This is a genomic window from Janthinobacterium agaricidamnosum NBRC 102515 = DSM 9628, from assembly GCF_000723165.1.
GTDB classification, from domain to species: domain Bacteria; phylum Pseudomonadota; class Gammaproteobacteria; order Burkholderiales; family Burkholderiaceae_D; genus Janthinobacterium; species Janthinobacterium agaricidamnosum.
Genome location: NZ_HG322949.1, coordinates 1,142,894 through 1,161,438, shown reverse-complemented (window position 1 = coordinate 1,161,438; position 18,545 = coordinate 1,142,894). Strand labels below are relative to the sequence as shown.

Annotated in this window: 16 protein-coding genes; 10 read left to right on the top strand and 6 right to left on the bottom strand. The window is 63.7% G+C overall.

Features of this window, described 5'->3' with window-relative positions; translation table 11 throughout:
* Nucleotides 1-35: 35 nt before the first annotated feature.
* Genes GJA_RS04930 through GJA_RS04920 form a run of 3 tightly spaced genes read right to left on the bottom strand, consistent with a single transcriptional unit; the run spans nt 36 to nt 3,580 of the window.
* On the bottom strand, nt 36-503 hold the full coding sequence (locus GJA_RS04930) for a hypothetical protein (RefSeq protein WP_051780323.1): 468 nt from the start codon (nt 501-503) through the stop codon (nt 36-38).
* Between the two features lie 24 nt (nt 504-527).
* A complete protein-coding gene (locus tag GJA_RS04925) occupies nt 528-2,036 on the bottom strand; it encodes a hypothetical protein (protein WP_038489362.1) in 1,509 nt (502 codons plus the stop codon).
* Nucleotides 2,036-3,580, bottom strand: coding sequence for a hypothetical protein (locus GJA_RS04920; protein WP_038489359.1), 1,545 nt, complete (start codon nt 3,578-3,580; stop codon nt 2,036-2,038). The genes GJA_RS04925 and GJA_RS04920 overlap by 1 nt, the downstream gene beginning before the upstream one ends.
* 395 nt (nt 3,581-3,975) lie before the next feature.
* On the opposite strand from GJA_RS04920, the gene GJA_RS04915 reads away from it, so the two are divergent.
* A complete protein-coding gene (locus tag GJA_RS04915; protein WP_038489356.1) occupies nt 3,976-4,845 on the top strand; it encodes a hypothetical protein in 870 nt (289 codons plus the stop codon).
* Nucleotides 4,842-6,344, top strand: a complete 1,503-nt coding sequence (locus GJA_RS04910; protein WP_038489353.1) for a hypothetical protein — start codon at nt 4,842-4,844, stop codon at nt 6,342-6,344. Before GJA_RS04915 ends, GJA_RS04910 begins: the two co-directional genes overlap by 4 nt.
* A 19-nt stretch (nt 6,345-6,363) precedes the next feature.
* Here the strand turns inward: GJA_RS04910 and GJA_RS25990 are convergent, their stop codons facing one another.
* Nucleotides 6,364-8,454: a toxin-antitoxin system YwqK family antitoxin gene (locus GJA_RS25990; RefSeq protein ID WP_144241426.1), complete on the bottom strand. Its 2,091-nt coding sequence runs from the start codon at nt 8,452-8,454 to the stop codon at nt 6,364-6,366.
* Nucleotides 8,455-8,561: 107 nt separating this feature from the next.
* Nucleotides 8,562-9,008: a hypothetical protein gene (locus GJA_RS04900; RefSeq protein ID WP_038489350.1), complete on the bottom strand. Its 447-nt coding sequence runs from the start codon at nt 9,006-9,008 to the stop codon at nt 8,562-8,564.
* A gap of 227 nt (nt 9,009-9,235) precedes the next feature.
* On the opposite strand from GJA_RS04900, the gene GJA_RS04895 reads away from it, so the two are divergent.
* The gene (locus GJA_RS04895; protein WP_038489347.1) at nt 9,236-10,300 is read left to right on the top strand and encodes a M29 family metallopeptidase; all 1,065 of its coding nucleotides are present in this window, start codon (nt 9,236-9,238) and stop codon (nt 10,298-10,300) included.
* 11 nt (nt 10,301-10,311) lie between these two features.
* Here the strand turns inward: GJA_RS04895 and GJA_RS04890 are convergent, their stop codons facing one another.
* Nucleotides 10,312-11,250 (bottom strand): LysR family transcriptional regulator, encoded by a 939-nt coding sequence (locus GJA_RS04890; protein WP_038489344.1) that lies wholly within the window; start codon nt 11,248-11,250, stop codon nt 10,312-10,314.
* 131 nt (nt 11,251-11,381) lie between these two features.
* Here GJA_RS04890 and GJA_RS04885 point away from each other — a divergent pair, with 131 nt between their 5' ends.
* From GJA_RS04885 to GJA_RS04855, 7 genes are all read left to right on the top strand, one after another.
* The gene (locus tag GJA_RS04885; protein WP_038489341.1) at nt 11,382-12,230 is read left to right on the top strand and encodes a phytanoyl-CoA dioxygenase family protein; all 849 of its coding nucleotides are present in this window, start codon (nt 11,382-11,384) and stop codon (nt 12,228-12,230) included.
* 14 nt (nt 12,231-12,244) lie between these two features.
* Nucleotides 12,245-13,069 (top strand): sugar phosphate isomerase/epimerase family protein, encoded by an 825-nt coding sequence (locus GJA_RS04880; RefSeq protein WP_038489338.1) that lies wholly within the window; start codon nt 12,245-12,247, stop codon nt 13,067-13,069.
* Nucleotides 13,070-13,145: 76 nt separating this feature from the next.
* Complete coding sequence (locus tag GJA_RS04875; RefSeq protein WP_051780317.1) at nt 13,146-13,625, top strand: MarR family winged helix-turn-helix transcriptional regulator; 480 nt, start codon at nt 13,146-13,148, stop codon at nt 13,623-13,625.
* 86 nt (nt 13,626-13,711) lie between these two features.
* Nucleotides 13,712-14,446 (top strand): 2OG-Fe dioxygenase family protein, encoded by a 735-nt coding sequence (locus GJA_RS04870; protein WP_038489334.1) that lies wholly within the window; start codon nt 13,712-13,714, stop codon nt 14,444-14,446.
* 257 nt (nt 14,447-14,703) lie between these two features.
* Complete coding sequence (locus GJA_RS04865) at nt 14,704-16,059, top strand: hybrid sensor histidine kinase/response regulator (protein ID WP_038489332.1); 1,356 nt, start codon at nt 14,704-14,706, stop codon at nt 16,057-16,059.
* Between the two features lie 368 nt (nt 16,060-16,427).
* A complete protein-coding gene (locus GJA_RS04860) occupies nt 16,428-17,120 on the top strand; it encodes a CerR family C-terminal domain-containing protein (RefSeq protein WP_038489330.1) in 693 nt (230 codons plus the stop codon).
* A complete protein-coding gene (locus tag GJA_RS04855; RefSeq protein ID WP_051780314.1) occupies nt 17,117-18,532 on the top strand; it encodes an efflux transporter outer membrane subunit in 1,416 nt (471 codons plus the stop codon). The genes GJA_RS04860 and GJA_RS04855 overlap by 4 nt, the downstream gene beginning before the upstream one ends.
* Nucleotides 18,533-18,545: the final 13 nt, after the last annotated feature.

Below are 18,545 nucleotides of genomic sequence, written 5' to 3'. Positions count from 1 at the left end.
GAAGTGGGCTGCGCAGCAGGTTTGTCGAGGTGTCATTAGCGGCGGCCGGCGAAAAATGCGCCGATCAGCGAGCCGAGACCCACCACCAGCAGCGTGCCGGTGACGGCCAGGCTGAGGAATTTAGCGGGATTCATCAGCGCCAGCACCGCCGCCGCCGCGACAAAAGACATGCCGACGAATAGCAGCCAGCCCGACGATTCGGCCGACGACGGCGCCACGCGCTTGCGCACCAGCTGGTTCGAATACGCATTGCGGACAAAGAAGAAGATCACCAGCAGCACGATAAAAATGCCGCCGCCGATGGCCAGCTCGCGCGACGAGGTATCGGTGACGGGCGCGCCGTCCAGCGGCGTTTGCGCCACTTCGATGCCGGCATTGGCGGCGGCCGCGTCGGACTGGGCGCTGGCGCTGGCCGATGCACTGGCCGCGCCCGGCACCTTGAAGCCCGGGTCGGTATTGGCTTGCGCCAGCAAAATGGTGCGCGGATTATTTGTATTGGACATGATGGTATTTTCCTGGATAAAGCGTCAACGGCCCAGACGAACCTGGGCGCCTTCGCGCAAGTCCGTCAGTGTATTGCCAAATAAAGTGGTTTTCAATTCCGCAACCTTGTTGCCGGCCTTGTCATACAAGGGCTGGCGGCCGCCGGCCTTGACATGCAGCGTGCGCAATTCGCCCTCGACCGTCACTTGCACCCGGCGCGAACGGGTCAGCGCCATCAGCAGGACGGCGCCGGCGGCCAGCAAGGCCAGCAGCGCGGCGATCAGCGTCAGCAGCGGCGCCATGCCATAATGCACCCGCACCTGGATCGGCAGCACCGCGCGCGAACCCTGCACCTGGCTGGGCGGCGTGAAGATGTCGGGCAGCGGATCGCCGGGGAACAAGTCGCCCATGCGCTGCGTGAAGGCCTGCGACAATTCCAGCGACTGTTCGCTCAATTGCACTTGTATCGAACCGGGCAAGATGACCGCCGAGCCGGCCGACGCAATCGCCGCCGTCGACCATTTTCCCGGCAGCTTGCCCACCGGCAGTTGCATCACCGACGACAGCGGCAAGCCCTTGCCCGGCGCCAGCGCGCTGACCTGGTCGCTGCCCAGCGCGATCGGCTGGTCCTGGCCGGCCAGCAGCGAGCGCGCGGCCAGGTGGGCATTGCTGATGGTGTAAGGATAAATCGCGTTTTCCAGCTTCCAGTGGATGCGCGCGCTCGGCGCGCTGGCGTCCGACTGCACGTCGGCGCGCAGCATGCCGTTCGGCGCCATCGATAACTCAACGCCGGGCGCGCCTTCGACCCTGGTCGGCGACAGGCGCACGGTATCCTGGTCCAGCGGTTTCAGCCGGGCCGGCGTTTCGGTAATGATTTTTTGCAAGCGGCCGGAACGCAATAAATCGTCCAATTGCCGCGCGCCCTGGTCCTGGATGGCGAATACATACACCATCAGGCCGTTGGCGCTGTAGCGCTCGCCCTTCACCGGCATTTTCAACGGGAAGGCCAGCGCCTTTTTGATGTCGGCGCCGTGGTGTATCAGCGTATAAAACTCGCGGTTGCGCAGCGCCGTGGCCTGGTCGTTATTCGGGCTGTTCTTGTTATTGGTGAATAGCCAGACCAGCCCCGGCTTGTGGTTCAGCGCGCTGCCGATGGCGGCGCTGACGGCTTCGCCGAGGTCGGTGTCGGCCAGCGCATTGCTGCCCGGCTTCTTGCTGGTAGTCAGGCTGTCGAGCACGCGGGCCAGTTGCGCGCGCTGCGTCTGCGGTACCACTTTTTCGGCCAGCAACGCTTTCGGCGACGGCGCGCCCGGCAGCCCCTGGTTGAACGAGGCCAGCACCATCAAGTCGTCGGCCTGGGTCGCGGCCATCACCACCTCCGTCACCAGCGCCTTGTATTGCGAGCTGGGGTCGGTATAGAACGGCTCCATCCAGCCCGAGTTTTGCACCAGGAATACCTGCGACACCGGCGCAGCCAGCGCCGATCCCGCCGCAGCCGCAGCGTACCACACGATGCCGAGCCCGGCGGCCCGGCTTGCCAGGATGGGGCGCATCAGACCAGCGCCTTCAAGTGCCAGCCACGGATTTCATTCCATTTCGGATGGTGCAGCCACAAATGATTGTCGTAGACGAAGGGGACGCAGTCGGCCGGATGGCTCATGCCGATCACTTCGCCGAGGATCACGTTGCGCAAGCCTATCCATTCGATGAAGGTGCGGCCCCCCAACGGGCCCCCCAGCGGGCCCCCCAACGGGCCGCCATCGAGCGCCGCCTCGGCCTTGCCGGTATAGCGGTCGATGCGCAGCACCAGGCCGGTCGGCTCGTCGCGGTCGGCGATGAAATTCTGCATCAGCGGCAGCACCAGCGCGTCGTTCTTGCTGTGGTCTTCGACGTTTTCGCTATCCCACGGATCGCCCTTGACCTGGTGGCCGCGGCGGAACAGCAGCTTGCCGAAACCCAGGCGGGCGCCATCGATGCGCTCGATCTGGCCGTTGTCGCGGCCCAGTTCCAGGAATGAATAACTGACGCCATCGTGGCCGGCCAGCCACAGCCGGCCATCGCGGCTTTGCGTCGCGCCGCCGAAATTGAGGCGCGGTCTCCAGCCCTGCGGCCAGCGCAGCCACAGCGGATCGGTGCCGGCCTGCCAGATCAACTGGCCTTCGGCGTGCAGCCAGATCAGCCGTTCATCGTAGCTCAGCGGCGCCAGCCAGCCCGCTTGCGGCACCAACAATTGCGCGGCGCCGACCTTGCTCAACTCTTGCCCGGACGCGTCGGACCTGGCGCTCCAGATGCCGATGCTGCCGTCGTCGTCGACATACGGACAGGCGATATGGCGCAGCACGGCGCCCGGCGCGGCGGCCAGCGGCGCGGCGAACACCAGTTCGGTGCGGTAGGTTTCGCCGACCGGGTTGATCGTCAGGCGGTATAGTCCCTGCCCGGTCGGCACCAGCGCCACATCGCCGGGACGGCCGGACGTGGCCGGCAGCCAGGCATACTCGGAGGCGCTGAACTTCAGGTCGGCGGCGCCGTCCTCGCCGCTGATGATGTGCCAGCTCGACATCAGCGGGTCCCAGTATTGCAGCACGTCGCGGCTGTAAGCGAGCGCCAGCAGGCGCTGCGCCTTGAAACCGAAATGCGACGCGGCGAACACGCAAGGCACATTCGGCGGTTTCGGGATGCGCACATCGTGCATGCCGACTTCCGGCTCCGGCGGGCGGGTTTCCAGCGCGGCCGCCAGCGGCAGCGCGGTGATCGTCAAGCCATGCGGCACATGTTTCGGCAAGGAATAAGCGCTGGCCGGCAAGAGCGCGCTGGTCGCGCCCCACCAGGCCGGCGGCGTGCCGGCCGCCGATACCGGGCTGGTATCGAGCGGCTTGCCGCAAGACGGGCAAAACGCAAAACCTTCCGGATAGATGTGGCTGTGCGTGCAGCCGCCCGGCAGCGCCGCGCCCAATAATTGCGCCACATCGGGGAAACGGTTGGGCGCCAGGCTGGCCCAGTCGATATAACCGAGGCCCTTGCTGCTGGTCAGTGTGAACTGGCCGCTGTGCTCATCTTCCAGCCAAACGCTATCGCTCGTTTCCCATCTATATGCCATGTTGCTATTCAATCCAGATCCATACCTGGCATTAGCAAAATTTAAAAAGCGGAGGAAGGCACCGGATTTAAAACTTGCAATACCGTGAAAAACTCGCGCCGCGAGGCTCCATTACCAATCCAATAATAACGCAAGTTGCGTCCGCGGCGTGACTTTTCATGCCCATTCCCATAGGGAAATCGATACGCGGCGCTTAAAAACAGGCCGGCCTGGCGCTTTGCCGAAAATAGTAATCAACTATCAATAATAGCTTTTAACCGGGTTTCCACATTGACCAAGTTTAGGATCAAAAAACCACGCTTTTGAGCAGCGTGAGTTTTGAGGTGGCGCAAACCGATCGCCGGATCGCGTCCTAAGCTGGAAAGGCTGGATTCACACTGATAAGAAAGCACATCATGTCCGCACACCTGATCATCCACGACGGTTCGCCGTACTGGTGGGACAGCCCCGACATCTGGGTTGTTCCCGGCAGCGATCCCAACGGCGCGCCCGGCGCGCCCATCGCCGGCACCACCAATTACCTGTGGGCGCGGGTGGCCAATAGCGGCAACAGCCAGGCCAACGGCGTCCGCATCGACTTTTACTGGGCCGACCCGAGCGCCCAGATCGCGGTCGGCAACGCGACCCAGATCGGCTCGGCCTTCGCCGACCTGGCGCCCGGCGAGACCCAGGAAGTGCTCTGCCTGGTGCCATGGCTGCCGGTGATCGTCAACAATGGCCACGAATGCCTGCTGGCGGTGGCCCATGGCGCCAACGACATCAATCCGATCCCCGATCCGCTGCCCAACGGCTACGTATTCGATCCGACCGCGCATGAACAGATCGCCCAGCACAATGTCGACATCGTGCTGGCGGCCAGGTTCGCGCGCCTGCTGACGCTCGCCGTCAACGCCTTGCCGCGCGCGCCGAAGCGGGTCCAGGTGGCGCTGGAATATGGCGGCGACATCGACCCGCGCCTGCTGGAAGCGCTGGGCCTGGCAAAACTGACGCCGGCCACGCAAGCCGTGGTGGAAGCATGGCTCAGCCGAGAGGCGCATTGCGGGGATGGCGGCGGCGAAGGCGACAATAACCCCAAGGAGGGGGCGCAGGAATTGACCGTGGAGCTGCCGCGTGGCACCTCCACGGCGGTGTACCTGAGTGTGCGCGCCGGCAAGCTGCCGTACGGCCAATATCAATTGCTGCGCGTGCTGGAACGCCAGGACAAGAAATTGCTGGGCGGCGTGACCTATCTCATCGTCAATCCCCATGAGGAGCAAGCGCCATGAGCACCACCCCACTGCAAGTGCTGACGCGGCCGTTCGCGATCGAGCCGGTCACCAATATCATGCTGCCGGACGGCATCTTCGACAACGCCATCTACAATTTGCGCATCGCCGCCCACATCACCAATATGTCGTCCAGCCCGCTGAGCAATGTCACCGTCTACCTGGAAAGCGTCGGCGATCCCGGCATCGTCCCGGTGGCGCGCACCTTTTTCTTTGCCAGCATCCCGGCCGGCGCCGCGATGCTGGTGACGTGGGACGCCAACTTCCAGCATGCGGCGCCCGGCAAGCCGCTGGTCAGCTTCGTCGCGCAAGCCGACGGCTTTACGTCGCGCCGCTCGATCCAGCAAATGTTCGTCGCCGAAACCCGTTTCAACAGCGCCACCAACAGCTATACCTGCACCGTCGAGGAAGGCACCTTGCACGTGTCGAACCTGCAAGGCCATTTGCCGGGCAAGCGCTGGGGCGGCACCGGCGGCGAGGGCCGGGATTGCCGCTGCCCGCCCGGTTACGGCCCGGTGGTGCCGACCGGCCTGACGATGGTGTGGACGCCGAATCCCGCCTACACGGGCGTGCATGGCGAACTGCCGTTTGCCGACCCGTGGTGGAAGATCCTGGCGATCCTGATCCTGCTGATCGCGGCGCTGGTGGCCCTCATTTCCGCCGCCCAGGGAGCGGGCAAGGCCAGCTTCAGCGTCGGCGGCACGTTCGAGGAAACCGATCCCAGCGTGCATTGCTGCGACCTGAAGGGCGCCGGTTCCGGCCAGCCGGAATTCACCGTGGCCGGGGTGGCGTCGGCGATCGCTTCCGGCGCGCTCGTGGTAGCCTGTTCCGACGCGGCCGATCCGTTCTGGCGCGGCCAGGAAGCAACCCCGCCGGCGCCAGGCGAATTGACGCTCGGCGAGCGGGTGGTCGCTAAATGGAGCTTGCCGGAAGCGCCGAACGCGGGAGTGCCCTATACGGCCGACATCAGCTGGAGTTACGACCGCTACACCAGCGGCGCCGCCTATCATCACGCGGTCAGCGAAACCCAGGTCAACCTCCATGTCGCCGGGCCGGTGACCAGCGAAACGCCGCCGGTGGTGCCAGCCCTCGAACCGCTGTGGGTGCGCAGCCGCTTCCAGAAAACCGATGGCAGCCTGTTCAAGGGCAATGAACTGTATGCGTTTGTGCTGTTCCAGGCGCCGCAAGGCTTGTATTTTGTCGAGCCGCTGACCGACGACGGCCTCGGTTTCGACCCGGGCGCCAACGACGGCACCTATGCCGCCGACCTCGATCTGAAGCGGGCTTACCGCTTGCTGCTGCAGCAAGGGCAAGATGTCCATGGCGTGTGGCGCATCTTTATCTTTGCGCAAGACGTCAACCTGACCAAGCCCGGCACGCCGCCGGAAATCGCGGCCCAGCATATCGGCGGTTTTTTTGTCGCCAGCGCGATCGAGCTGACCTTCGACGACAGCCTGCCCTGCCCGCTGAAGGCGCAGGCCAGCATCATCGTGGTGTAGCCAATCATGACTTGCCGGACTATTCGCCGAAGATGAACGGTACTTTCCTGACCGGTGGGCAGCCCTCCGGACCGGGGAAGGTTTGCTTGCCCGCTGTGTCGAACTGCTTGCCGCAATTGAGGGCCAGCCGCTTGCTGTAGCTGCGGATGCTGGACATCTTGCCGTTCGGGTGATAGCAGATGCTGTCGCCATCCCGGCTGGCAGCGCCGTAGCTTTGGATTGCTTGCCCATTCACCGTGCGCTTGCCGTGGCCGCGGCGCGGTTCCGTGCATTTGAGCTGGCCGCTTTCATAATAGGTATTGAAGACGGAGGTGTCGGCCGCGCGGTCGACCAGCAGTTCCTGCTGCACCTTGCCATTCTTGTAGTAAGTGCGTCCTTGCTGGCGATCGCCATATAAAAAGACATAGTCGTACTCGGGTGTGCCGTCCGGAAAGTAGGTGCGGTGGTAGTCGCACACGCCATCGCGCTCGCGGCCATCTTCGGTGAAGTAGCAGCGGCGGATATCGTTCAGCAGTGTGCCGTCCGGGTAGTAGTCGCGCAGACGCGTGGCCAGCCGGCCCTGCTGGATGTCGGCCAGGCGCTCCGGCTTGCCGTCCGGGTAGTAGCGCGCGTCGAGGCCATTTTTCTTGCCATGGTCCCAGAGCGTATCGAGGCGCAGGATTTTTCCGCTATCGTCGAAAGCCTGTTCGCGGCCATCCAGCTGGCCGTTGCGGAAGGTGGCCGTGTAGACCACGACTTCCTTGCCGGCAGGCCCCAGATAACGCGTGCGCGCCCCGTCGAGCACGTCGGCTTGGTAATGGTCGCGCAGGCGCAGCGCGCCCTCGGCGTCCGTGTCGATGACCTCGCCCTGCTTCCTGCCTTTCACGTAGCGCACGCTTTGCATGGCGCCGTCCTTCAGCCTGAGCTTCCATGGCCCGTCGCGCTGGCTATCCACATAGCTGCCGCTCCCCTCTTCCGTCAGCCACGGCCCCTGGCGCGTGCCGTTTCCAAACACGCCGCGTTCGCGCAACTTGCCGCCGATGCTGCGTTCATGGGGGCCGTTCAGCTGACCGGCGACATAGGTATCGAAGCCCGTCGCTTCGTCTTCATCCGCATAGTTGGCGATCGTCCAGCGGCCTTCGCGCTTACCGTTGCGGTACAGACCATCCTCGGTTTGCCGCGGGCTTTCGATATGCCATGGCCCCTCGGGCAAGCCATTCACATAACCGCCCTTGGTCCTGCCTTCATGCATGCCATCGCGCAGCCACAAGCCTTCGCGCTTGCCGTTGCGGAACTGGCCACGTTCGATCACCGCACCGTCGTCCCAGGCCCGGCTGTAGATCACGGCAGGCCCCTCTTCGCTGCCGCTGAACTGCTGCGGCGCCGTTTCCCAGGTGACTTGCCACAGCCGGTAGTTGGGCAGCGTGCCCGCATCCAGGTCGCTATACAGGGTATAGCTGGCCGTCAGATAACGGTCGCCCTTTTTCTGGAAGCTTTTCTTGTAGGTGACGGCATGCTTGTCGCCGGCGGCCACGGGTTTGTCTTCGTCGTCGTAGTAGCCGACCACGCTGCCTAGCGTATGGTCGATGGCGTCGATATCGGCATCGCCGCTCTTGCCCCGCTGGACGCTGTAATCCATCGGCGCCAGCCTGGCCAGCGCCGCCTTGACCTGGCCCGCATTCGGCGGGAGACCTTGCGCGGCAATGCGGTCGAGCGCCGGCTGCAAATCATCGAGCCGCCGGTACCGGCCTGAATGGCGCTCGTAGCGGTAGGCGCGCAGACCGTTCCTGTCGCCTTGGCGCAGCAGCACCAGCATGGTTTGCACGCTGTTGTCGGCTTCCCTGTCCAGCGCGGCATAGAAGACGGAGCGGATGACGGCAGTGCCGAACTTGTCAAGCAGCAAAGGTTTCGAACTGCTGCCGGCGCACTCGCAGTAGTAGCCGTTGACGCCATCCTTTTCCTTGATGAAGGCGATGTCGGCAGCGCTATCCTGGGCAGCGCTGATGGCCGGATGGGCCAGGGTCTTGCCGGTGTAGAACGGGGCGGCCTGGGCCGGCATGGAACTGAAGAGCAGCGGCAGCAGCACAGGCAGCAGCGCGGGCAAGAATGCTGGCAAGAGCGGTCGTATCATCGGAGGCAGGCGCCATAATGTCGAAAAGGCCACGATTCTGCCTGCGTTTGCCACTCCGCGCAAATGCGCGCCTGTCGTGCGCGCCTGCCGCCCACGGTTGCAAGAGCTTACACCTTGCCGACCTCGACCTTGGCCAGCACGGTGCGCGGCACCAGTTCGCTGTCCGGGCAAGACGCCATCGCATCCGAATAAGTCAGCCAGCGTTTCAGGCTTTCCATGCGGCGTATCGTGATGCCCTTGCCGTTGATGTAGCCGATTTGCTCGAAATTGTCGGGACTGACGTTCAGCTTCGACACCGTCGGCGCGTTATCGATCAATCGGTCGTACGCCTTGCGCGCCTTGTGTTCCCACTTGGCCAGCAGCGGATCGTCAAAGCGGTTGCTTTCGAAATACACGGTGATGGTGCGGTCATGATTGGCGAAACCGACGATCGCCGCGCCTTTGCGGATGGTCAGCAGCACATCTTCCTTGACATGGGCCGATGGCACGAACACGGCGGCCCTGCCATCCGTATCGGGCCGCTCCATCGGTATGTCTTGTCCAATCACACTCATCAAAATGTCTCGCTGTGGAGTTAGGCTGCGGAGTTACACTGTCACGGACGCTGCAACTAATGCCCAGCCCGGGCAATCGTCTCGCCATCGTGCCGGTCTGTCAAATAATACATTGCCGTAAAGCACTCCACAAGCGATAAGCTGGGGCTGCGGCCATCAAGTAGGCTTTATAATGCACGGCTATGCTCATCCGCAACATCCCACTCCAGGACACTCACTCAACCATCATGACGCAAGCTATCGACGACAGCAATCCGGACAGCAGCCGCCTCGACGCCATCAGCACCGCGGCGGTGGCCATGGCGGCCCAACATGTCGGCGACTTGCTGGCGCTGGCGATCCAGCACACGCCGCAAGAACCGGCGCTGGTGGTGTGCGACACGCGCAGCTGGCTCAACATCGTGCTGACCGAGGCGTACCGCATCGCGCTGCCGCACGCCACCTTCATCGATTTCGACCAGGTGACGCCGGAGCACGTGCTGGCCGCGTTCGCCGCATTGCCGGCCTCCAGCCTGGTGGTGCTGATACAGTCGACCAGCTTCCGGCTGGAAGCGTTCCGCATCCGCATCGAACTGTTCAAGCGCGGCTTGAAAGTGATCGAACACGTGCACCTGTCGCGCATGCCCGGCGTGCAGGGCTTGCACTACATCGCCTCGCTGGCCTACGACCCGGAGTATTACCGCGGCGTCGGCCACGCCTTGAAAAAACGCATCGATCACGCGCAGCACGGCATGGTCGACAGCGGCGGCGAACAACTGATTTTTGCATCGCCGTTTGAAAAGGCCAAGCTGAACATCGGCGACTACAGCGGGATGAACAATATCGGCGGCCAATTCCCGCTCGGCGAAGTGTTCACCGAAGCGCAAGACCTGGAAGCGGTGAATGGCCGGGTGCGCATCTTCGTGTTCGGCGACACCTCGTTCAGGGTCAACCAGCCGGAAAAGCCGATCACGCTGGTGATCGAAAAAGGCCGCGTGGTTGGCACCGTCGACGCGACGCCGGAATTCGAGGCGATGCTGGACATCATCCGCGCCCATGAAGGCGAAGTGTGGGTGCGCGAACTGGGCTTCGGCATGAACCGCGCCTTTTCGCGCGAGCAGATGGTCAACGACATCGGCACCTTCGAACGCATGTGCGGCATCCATCTGTCATTGGGCGCCAAGCACGGCGTCTACGCAAAACCGCAATTCAAGCGCAAGGATGCGCGCTACCACGTCGATATTTTCGCCGTCACCGAAGGCGTCTACCTGGATGACAAGCTGGTGTATCACAACGGCGCATGGGTGGTTTGACCTGATCGGCGTCAGGCACGCGGCAGCAAGCCGGCCGCGTCCAGCGCGCGGTCCCACGGCGGCGCCGGCTGGTATTCATCGACCAGGAAATCGATCAGCGCCCTGACCTTGGGCGACAATTGCCGGCTGGCCGGATACAGTGCGCTCAGATAATTGAGCGGCAGCGACCATTCCGGCAATACCGGCACCAGCGTGCCGTCGAGCAAATTGGACCACGCCAGGAATGTCGTGCTGTAGCCGATGCCGAGCCCGCGCTGCGCCGCCTGGTGCAGCACCAGCCCGTTATTGGCGGTAAACCCGGCGCGCACCCGCACCGTGCTGCTTTCGTCGCCGCGCACAAAATGCCAGCTGGTGCCATCGGTCAAATGACTGAAATGCAGGCATTGATGCTGCATCAAATCCTGCGGCGTGTGCGGCACGCCCCACTGCGCCAGATAGGCCGGACTGGCGCACAGCAAACCTCGGCAGGGCGCCAGCCGGCGCATCGCCAGCGCGCTGCTGTCGGGAATCCCGCCGACCCGTATCGTCAAGTCGAAACCGTGCTTGATCGGATCGAGCAGCGCATCGTCGACAAACAATTCCGGCGTCAATAAAGGATGTTGCAAGCTGAAACGGGCCACCGCGTCGGCCAGCCACGCGCTGCCGAAACTGGACGGCGCCTGTATTCGCAGCGGCCCGGCCAGTTCGGCGCCAGCGTGCGCCACCACCCGCGCCGCTTCCTGGGCCTGGGTCACGGTGGCGATGCATGGCGCCAGATAGGCGCGGCCGGCGTCGGTCAGGCTGACTTCGCGCGTCGAGCGGTGCAGCAAGCGCGCGTCGAGACGCTGCTCCAGCTGCATGATGTGCTTGCTGACCATGGCGCGCGTCAACCCGAGCCGCACGCCGGCGGCGGTAAAGCTGCGCAAGCGCGCCACTTCGACAAAAATTTCCATTGCGCGTAATTGGTCCATGGCCTTGATTGTCAATGTTTTGACGACAATCTGTCAACAACTTGGCGATTGTTGCGGCCTGCCCAGCGCCGTACAATGTCTTCATTGTCATTACTTCCAAGCTGTTTCCATCCCTTTCAGGAGCCATCGCCATGCTGAGCAACGACCAAAAAGAACAATATCAACGTGATGGCTACCTGATCGTGCCCGGCTTCAAAGGCGCCGCAGAGATCGCCGCGCTGCGCGCCCGTGCTGAACAGATTGTCAATGAATTCGACCCAAGCGCCAGCCAGTCGATTTTCACCACCCGCGACCAGGCCAGGAACACCAACGACTTCTTCCTGTCGTCCGACAACACCATCCGCTGCTTTTTCGAAGAAGAAGCCTTCGGCCCGGACGGCCAATTAAAACAAGCCAAGTCGCTGTCGATCAACAAGATCGGCCACGCGATGCACGACCTGGACCCGGTATTCCGCGCGTTTTCCAGCGACCCGCGGCTGGCCGAGGTGGCGCGCGACGTCGGCCTGGCCGACGCGCAAGTGTGGCAATCGATGTACATCTTCAAGCAGCCCGGCATCGGCGGCGAAGTCCGTTGGCACCAGGATGCGACCTATTTCGACACCACCCCGATCAGCGTGACCACCTTCTGGTTCGCGCTGGAAGACGCGACGCTGGACAATGGCTGCCTGTGGGCCGAACCGGGCGGCCATCGCGGCCCGCTGCGCGAACGGTTCCTGCGCGAAGGCGCGGCGCGCGACCAGGTGCGGGTCGAAAAACTGAGCGACATGCCATGGCCCGACGACAGCACCGCCGTGCCGCTGGAAGTCAAGGCCGGCGCGCTGGTCTGCTTCCACGGCTTGCTGCCGCACTACAGCGCGCCGAACCGTTCGCCGGTGTCGCGCCACGCCTACACGCTGCACGCCACCGACGGCAACACCGCGTACTCGCAGGCCAACTGGATCCAGCGCGACGCGTCGTTCCCGGTACGCGGCTTCATCTGACAGTCAGGGCGAGCATGGATATCCTGATTTTCGCCCCGCACTGGGGCAGTAACGAACTGGCGCCGCAAGTGTTCATCGAGCGCGTGCTGGCGGCCGGTTTCGACGGCATTGAAATGTCGCTGCCGCTGGACCCGGTCCAGCGCGACGACTGGACCAGCCGCATCGCCGACGCCGGCCTGGGCCTGATCGCGCAGCAATGGGAAACCGTGTTCCATCCACAATTCGACGAACACCGCGCGGCGCTGGCCACGCTGCTCGACAACGCCTGCGCGGCGCGGCCGCTGCTGGTCAACTCGCATACCGGCAAGGATTTCTACACGCCGGCGCAAAACCGCGACCTGATCGCGCTGGCCGACCACATCTCGGCCAGGCATGGCGTGCCGATTGTGCATGAAATCCACCGCAGCCGTTTCAGCGGCCATCCGATGCTGTTGCTGCCGTACCTGGAGCAAGATCCCGGCTTGCAATTGACGGCCGACTTGTCGCACTGGTGCTGCGCCTGCGAATCGCTGCTGGAAGACCAGCCGGAAACATTGGCCCGCACCTTGCCGCACGTGCGCCACATCCACGCCCGCGTCGGCCACCAGCAAGGCCCGCAAGTGGCCGACTTCCGCGCCCCGGAAGCGCAGGCGGCGCTGCAACAGCACCTGGCGTGGTGGGACCAGATCGTCGCCCTGCGCAAAGCGGCCGGCGCCCGGCAAATGACGATGACGCCGGAATTCGGCCCGCTGCCCTATACCCAAGCCTTGCCGTACACGCAACAACCAGTCAGCAATGCGTGGGAGCTCAACGTCGCCATGCTGGATCTGTTGCGCCTGCGCTACGGCCGCAGCCGCTAATCCTATGCCCCACCGGGGCTGACCCCGGTGGTAGTCTCGCCTTGCAATTAAATAGCGCACTATATATACTGTGGGCATGGATACCATACTCGCCCCGACACCGCCTGCCAGCGCCAATCCGCTGCATCAGGTACCGCAACTGGACGCCCAGTTATGCTTTGCGCTGTATTCGACGTCGCTGGCGATGAGCAAGCTTTACCGCAAGCTGTTGCGCAAGCTCGACCTGACGTATTCGCAATACCTGGTGATGATGGTGTTGTGGGAGCGTAATGAACTGACCGTGTCGGATATCGGCGAACGGCTGTTCCTCGACTCGGCCACGTTGACGCCCTTGCTCAAGCGTATGGAAGCCGCCGACCTGATCACCCGCGTGCGCGCCGCCAGCGATGAGCGCCAGGTGATCATTTCGCTGACTCCGCATGGCGACCAGTTGCGCCATCAAGCTGCGCTGTTGCCGGAGTGCATATTGAATGCAACAAATTGCAATATCGATCAAGTGGTAGGCATGAAAAATCAACTGACCGATTTGCGTGCCAGCCTGATGAAAAACGTCTGATGGTGAAGGATAAAACGCTGTTGCCCGATGCATCGTAAAATAACAGGCCCGACAACCTGAACCGGCCTTTACGGCACCGCGCGACAATGACCACTTCCGCACCGATTTTCACCGATCCCGATCTCGTCATCCAGGCGTTGCGCAACGACGGTTACGCCGTGCTGCGGCCGCAGCATGTTGCCGCGCTGGCCGGCTGCGATGGCGCCGCGCTGGCCGCGCTGATCCCCTCCTGGGACGATCTGGCGCTCGACAATTACCTGAAGGATGGCGGCCGCTACCGGCGCCGGCGCCACTCCTGCTTCATCCAGGATGGCCGCCAGCTGACCCAGACCGAACACCGCGCCCACTGGCAGCCGCTGGAATACAACGCGCTGCACGGCGGCATGCAACGCCTGTTCGAGCCGATCGCGCCGGCCATCGCGGCCAGCCCGGCCTGGATCCAATTGCTCGGCACGCTGGGCCATGTGTGCTCGGCATTGCGCGGCCAGCAGCCATGGTTCATCGAGGCGCACCAATTCCGCATCGACACCACCGACGGCATCGGCCGCCCGACGCCGGAAGGCGCGCACCGCGACGGCGTCGATTTTGTCGCCGTGCTGCTGATCGGCCGCGCCAATATCAAGGGCGGCGAAACCCGCATCTTCGAAGCCGACGGACCGAACGGCAAGCGCTTCACACTGACCGAACCGTGGTCGCTGCTGCTGCTCGACGACGCCACCGTGATCCATGAATCGACGCCGATCCAGCCGCTGGAAACGCACGGCCACCGCGATACGCTGGTCCTGACTTACCGGGCCGGCCGCTTCCAGGGCGATTATTGAGCGACCCGCGCGGCGCACAGCGCCGGGCAAAACATCCATGGCGGCGTTGCCTTGCCTTGTACTGCACGTTTTGCCCGGCGCGCAAACATTAAAAAAGTTTCATAAAAGGATTTTTTACTGTTTTCGCCATAAATCCGATATAGTCACATCACATATATACACCGCGTCGCCACGAACCAGCCGATGTAATCGGTTACAGCCAGTTGATCCGTGGCACGCCGCAACACCGTAATCACATTGAATCCAGGAGATGGTCTGTGGACTCCAGTAATCAAATCAAGCCCGACGAAATCGAAATCCTGATCGTCGAAGACAGTCCAACCCAGGCCGAGCGCTTGCGCCGCCTGATCCAGTCGCTGCATTACAACGCGCGCGTGGCCGCCAACGGCCAGCTGGCGCTGGCCGCGATCCGCGAGCGCAAGCCGCACCTGGTGCTGTCCGATATCGTGATGCCTGAAATGAATGGCTACGACCTGTGCCGCGCGATCAAGTCCGACGCGACGCTGCGCGACATCCCGGTGATCCTGGTGACGTCGCTGAACGACCCGAAGGACATCATCCGCGGCATCGAGTGCGGCGCCGACAATTTCATCCGCAAGCCGTACGCCGAAGACTACCTGCTGAACCGCATCAGCCACATGCTGATGAACCAGAAACTGCGCAAGAACCAGAATGTCGAAATCGGCATCGCGCTGTACCTCGGCGACCAGAAGCATTTCATCAACGCCGAACGCCAGCAAATCCTCGACTTGCTGATCTCGACCTATGAACAGGCGGTGCAGGTCAACGGCGAATTGCAAGCCCGCGAACGGCAAGTGATCGAACTGAACATGCGGCTGGCGCACCACGCCGCCGAACTGGAAACCATCAACCGCGAAATCGCGCTGAAAAACCTGGAACTGGCCGAGGCCAGCCGCATGAAGTCGGCCTTCATCGCCAATATGTCGCATGAATTGCGCACCCCGCTGAACGCCATCATCGGCTTCACCGGCGCGTTGCTGATGAAATTGCCGGGACCGCTGACCGCGGACCAGGACAAGCAGTTGAACACCATCCGCGCCAGCGCGCGCCACCTGCTGTCGCTGATCAACGACATCCTCGACGTCGCCAAGATCGAGGCCGGCAAGCTGACGCTGTCGATCGAGCCGGTGCAATGCCAGGACCTGATGACCGAAGTGGCCGAAACGCTGCGCCCGCTGGCCCAGCAAAAAGGCCTGGCGCTGACCGTCGAACTGGCGCCGCAGCCGATCTCGGTCGACACCGACCGCCGCGCGCTGACGCAAATCCTGATCAACCTGCTCAACAACGCGATCAAGTTTACCGAACAGGGCACGGTCAACATCAGCCTGTCGCAGCGCGCAGAAGAGGATGGCCATGTGCTGACCGAGATGAGCATCACCGACAGCGGCGCCGGCATCAAGGAAGAAGACCAGGCCAAGCTGTTCCAGGCATTTTCGCAGCTCGATTCGACGTCGACGCGCCACGTCGAAGGCGCCGGCCTCGGCCTGTACCTGTGCCAGAACCTGGCCAATGTGATCGGCGGCGCACTGTTTTTCAGCAGCGATTACGGTTCCGGCAGCACCTTTACGCTGGCGCTGCGCGCGAATGCCTGAGACTGCATGGATCGATGTGCGCTGCAACATGGACAAATCGACATGCCCTATCAATCGTCGCTTGATGCGAGGAGACAGCAGTGTGACAACATGGTAGTTTTACCGTATTGCACCGCAACATTTTTTGGGTTATAGTAGCCCTGTCTCCTCCAAACCGTTCTCTGAACTTTGGATTCAGCCCGCACCGCAAGGTCAGCGGGCATTTTTTTGCCCGTAACACTCCCCCGCCCCGCCCTCTCCCTCATCGATCGCCAGCTTCGGGCCGTCCCGCGTGCGCTGCAGCATCGCGGATAACGCTCGTCCATCATATAAATCAAACGGCTGATTTACTTATATCAATCGTTTGAAATATATGATTAAATGCTTGCATGACAGAAAAAGCCCCCCCAAAACCGGAACGGACCGAAGACAGCCGCAAACCCCGTTCGGACGGCGAACAGTCGCGCGAACGCTTGCTGCTGAGCGCAATCCGCCTGTTCGGCGAGCAAGGCTATGCCAAGACGTCGACCCGCGAAATCGCGCTATCCGCCGGCACCAACGTGGCGGCGATCAGCTACTACTTCGGCGACAAGGCAGGCTTGTACCGCAGCTGTTTCAAGCACCAGTCGAACAATCCGCAACAGGCCATCGCCGCCCTGGCCCAGCCGGATTTGCCGCTGCGCGAGGCGCTGCATATTTTTTTCGGAAAAGTGGTGTTTTATATGCACCAGGGCGACCTGACCCAGCTGCGCGTGCGCCTGTGGCTGCGCGAATTGCTGGAACCGACCGGCCTGTGGCAAAACGAGATCCAGCGCGGCATCAAGCCGGTGCACCTGGCGCTGGTCGACATGGTCAGCCGCCACGTCGGTATCAGCCCGCCGAACGACGATATGCACCGGCTGGCGTTCGCCATCGTCGGCATGGGATGGAAAGCGATGGCCACGCGCGACGTGGTCGAATCGATACGGCCGCAATTGCTGGCCACGCCGCAAGCCGTCGAACGATGGGCGGCCAGCCTGGTGGACTACGCCGAGGCGATCATCGCGGTGGAAAAAAACCGACTGCAAAGGAAAACAGCATGAAGACACAGGGACCTGCCTTGGCCGTATGCGCGGCGCTGGCGCTCAGCGCCTGCGCGCTGCGGGGGCCGGCGCCGCAGGTGACGGCGCCGGCGCCGGCCGGATGGCAGGCGCCGCTGCCGCACAACGGCAAGCTGGGCGACTTGCAAAGCTGGTGGCAAGGCCAGGGCGATGCGCTGCTGGTCGAGCTGATCGGCGCCGCGCAGCAAGTCAGTCCCGGCATCGCCAGCGCGCGCACCCGCATCGTGCAATCGCGCGCCGACCGGGTCGCCGGCGGCGCGGCGCTGCTGCCGTCGCTGGACGCCAGCGCCAGCGTCAACCGCATGAGCCAGCAATCGCTGCAGCCGCTGGGCACCACCTCGCAGGCGGCGTTGCAGGCGTCGTGGGAAATCGACGTGTTCGGCGCCAACCGCGCCACCCGCGATGCGGCCCAGGCCCGGCTCGACAGCGCGCAAGCCGGCTGGCACGATGCGCGCGTGTCGGTCGCGGCCGAAGTGGCGAACCAGTATTACAGCCTGCGCGCCTGCCAGCAATTGCTGGCCGTGTCGCTGCAGGATGCGGCGTCGCGGGCCGATACCGCGCGCCTGACCGAGATGACCGCCAAGGCCGGCTTCCAGTCGCCGGCCAACGCCGCGCTGGCGCGCGCCAGCGCCGCCGAGGGCAATAGCCGCGCCATCGACCAGCGCGCCGCGTGCGAGCGCGGCATCAAGGGCCTGGTCGAACTGAGCGCCGTGCCGGAAACCGAACTGCGCCGGAAACTGGCGGCCCATGCGGCGGTGGCGCCGGCGGGACTGGCCATCGCCAGCCTGCCGGCGCAAGTGCTGGCCCAGCGGCCCGACGTGTTCAGCGCCGAACGTGAAGTGGCGGCCGCCAGTGCCGAAGTCGGCAATGCGCAAGCCCAACGCTACCCGCGCCTGACTTTGTCCGGCTCGGTCGGCGCGGCCAACTTCCGCAGCGATGGCGTCAATACCAGCGCCGACACCTGGACCATCGGCCCGCTGTCGGTCAGCCTGCCGGTATTCGACGCCGGCCGGCGCCGCGCCAATGTCGACGCGGCCGCCGCGCGCTACGACGAAGCCGTGCTCGCCTACCGCGCCAAGGTGCGCCAGGCGGTGCGCGAAGTGGAACAGGCGCTGGTCGACCTGCACAGCACCGGGGAACGCGGCGGCGATGCGCAAACCGCGCTGGCCGGCTACCGCGCGTCGTTCAGCGCGACCGAAGACCGCTACAAGAACGGCCTGGCCAGCCTGCTGGAACTGGAAGATGCGCGGCGCAGCCGGCTGGCGGCCGAAAACACCGTGGTCAACCTGGAGCAGCAACGCAGCGCCGCCTGGATCGCGCTGTACCGCGCCGCCGGCGGCGGCTGGAGCGCGCCCGCGGCAGGCGCCGCGTCCGGCAGCGGCAGCGCCCCCTGACCATCCGATAGCG

Bases quoted from the DNA above. Each gene is read 5' to 3' on its own strand.
- GJA_RS04930 (WP_051780323.1), bottom strand. From the start codon at position 503: ATGTCCAATACAAATAATCCGCGCACCATTTTGCTGGCGCAAGCCAAT.
- GJA_RS04925 (WP_038489362.1), bottom strand. From the start codon at position 2,036: ATGCGCCCCATCCTGGCAAGCCGGGCCGCCGGGCTCGGCATCGTGTGG.
- GJA_RS04920 (WP_038489359.1), bottom strand. From the start codon at position 3,580: ATGGCATATAGATGGGAAACGAGCGATAGCGTTTGGCTGGAAGATGAG.
- GJA_RS04915 (WP_038489356.1), top strand. From the start codon at position 3,976: ATGTCCGCACACCTGATCATCCACGACGGTTCGCCGTACTGGTGGGAC.
- GJA_RS04910 (WP_038489353.1), top strand. From the start codon at position 4,842: ATGAGCACCACCCCACTGCAAGTGCTGACGCGGCCGTTCGCGATCGAG.
- GJA_RS25990 (WP_144241426.1), bottom strand. From the start codon at position 8,454: ATGATACGACCGCTCTTGCCAGCATTCTTGCCCGCGCTGCTGCCTGTG.
- GJA_RS04900 (WP_038489350.1), bottom strand. From the start codon at position 9,008: ATGAGTGTGATTGGACAAGACATACCGATGGAGCGGCCCGATACGGAT.
- GJA_RS04895 (WP_038489347.1), top strand. From the start codon at position 9,236: ATGACGCAAGCTATCGACGACAGCAATCCGGACAGCAGCCGCCTCGAC.
- GJA_RS04890 (WP_038489344.1), bottom strand. From the start codon at position 11,250: ATGGACCAATTACGCGCAATGGAAATTTTTGTCGAAGTGGCGCGCTTG.
- GJA_RS04885 (WP_038489341.1), top strand. From the start codon at position 11,382: ATGCTGAGCAACGACCAAAAAGAACAATATCAACGTGATGGCTACCTG.
- GJA_RS04880 (WP_038489338.1), top strand. From the start codon at position 12,245: ATGGATATCCTGATTTTCGCCCCGCACTGGGGCAGTAACGAACTGGCG.
- GJA_RS04875 (WP_051780317.1), top strand. From the start codon at position 13,146: ATGGATACCATACTCGCCCCGACACCGCCTGCCAGCGCCAATCCGCTG.
- GJA_RS04870 (WP_038489334.1), top strand. From the start codon at position 13,712: ATGACCACTTCCGCACCGATTTTCACCGATCCCGATCTCGTCATCCAG.
- GJA_RS04860 (WP_038489330.1), top strand. From the start codon at position 16,428: ATGACAGAAAAAGCCCCCCCAAAACCGGAACGGACCGAAGACAGCCGC.
- GJA_RS04855 (WP_051780314.1), top strand. From the start codon at position 17,117: ATGAAGACACAGGGACCTGCCTTGGCCGTATGCGCGGCGCTGGCGCTC.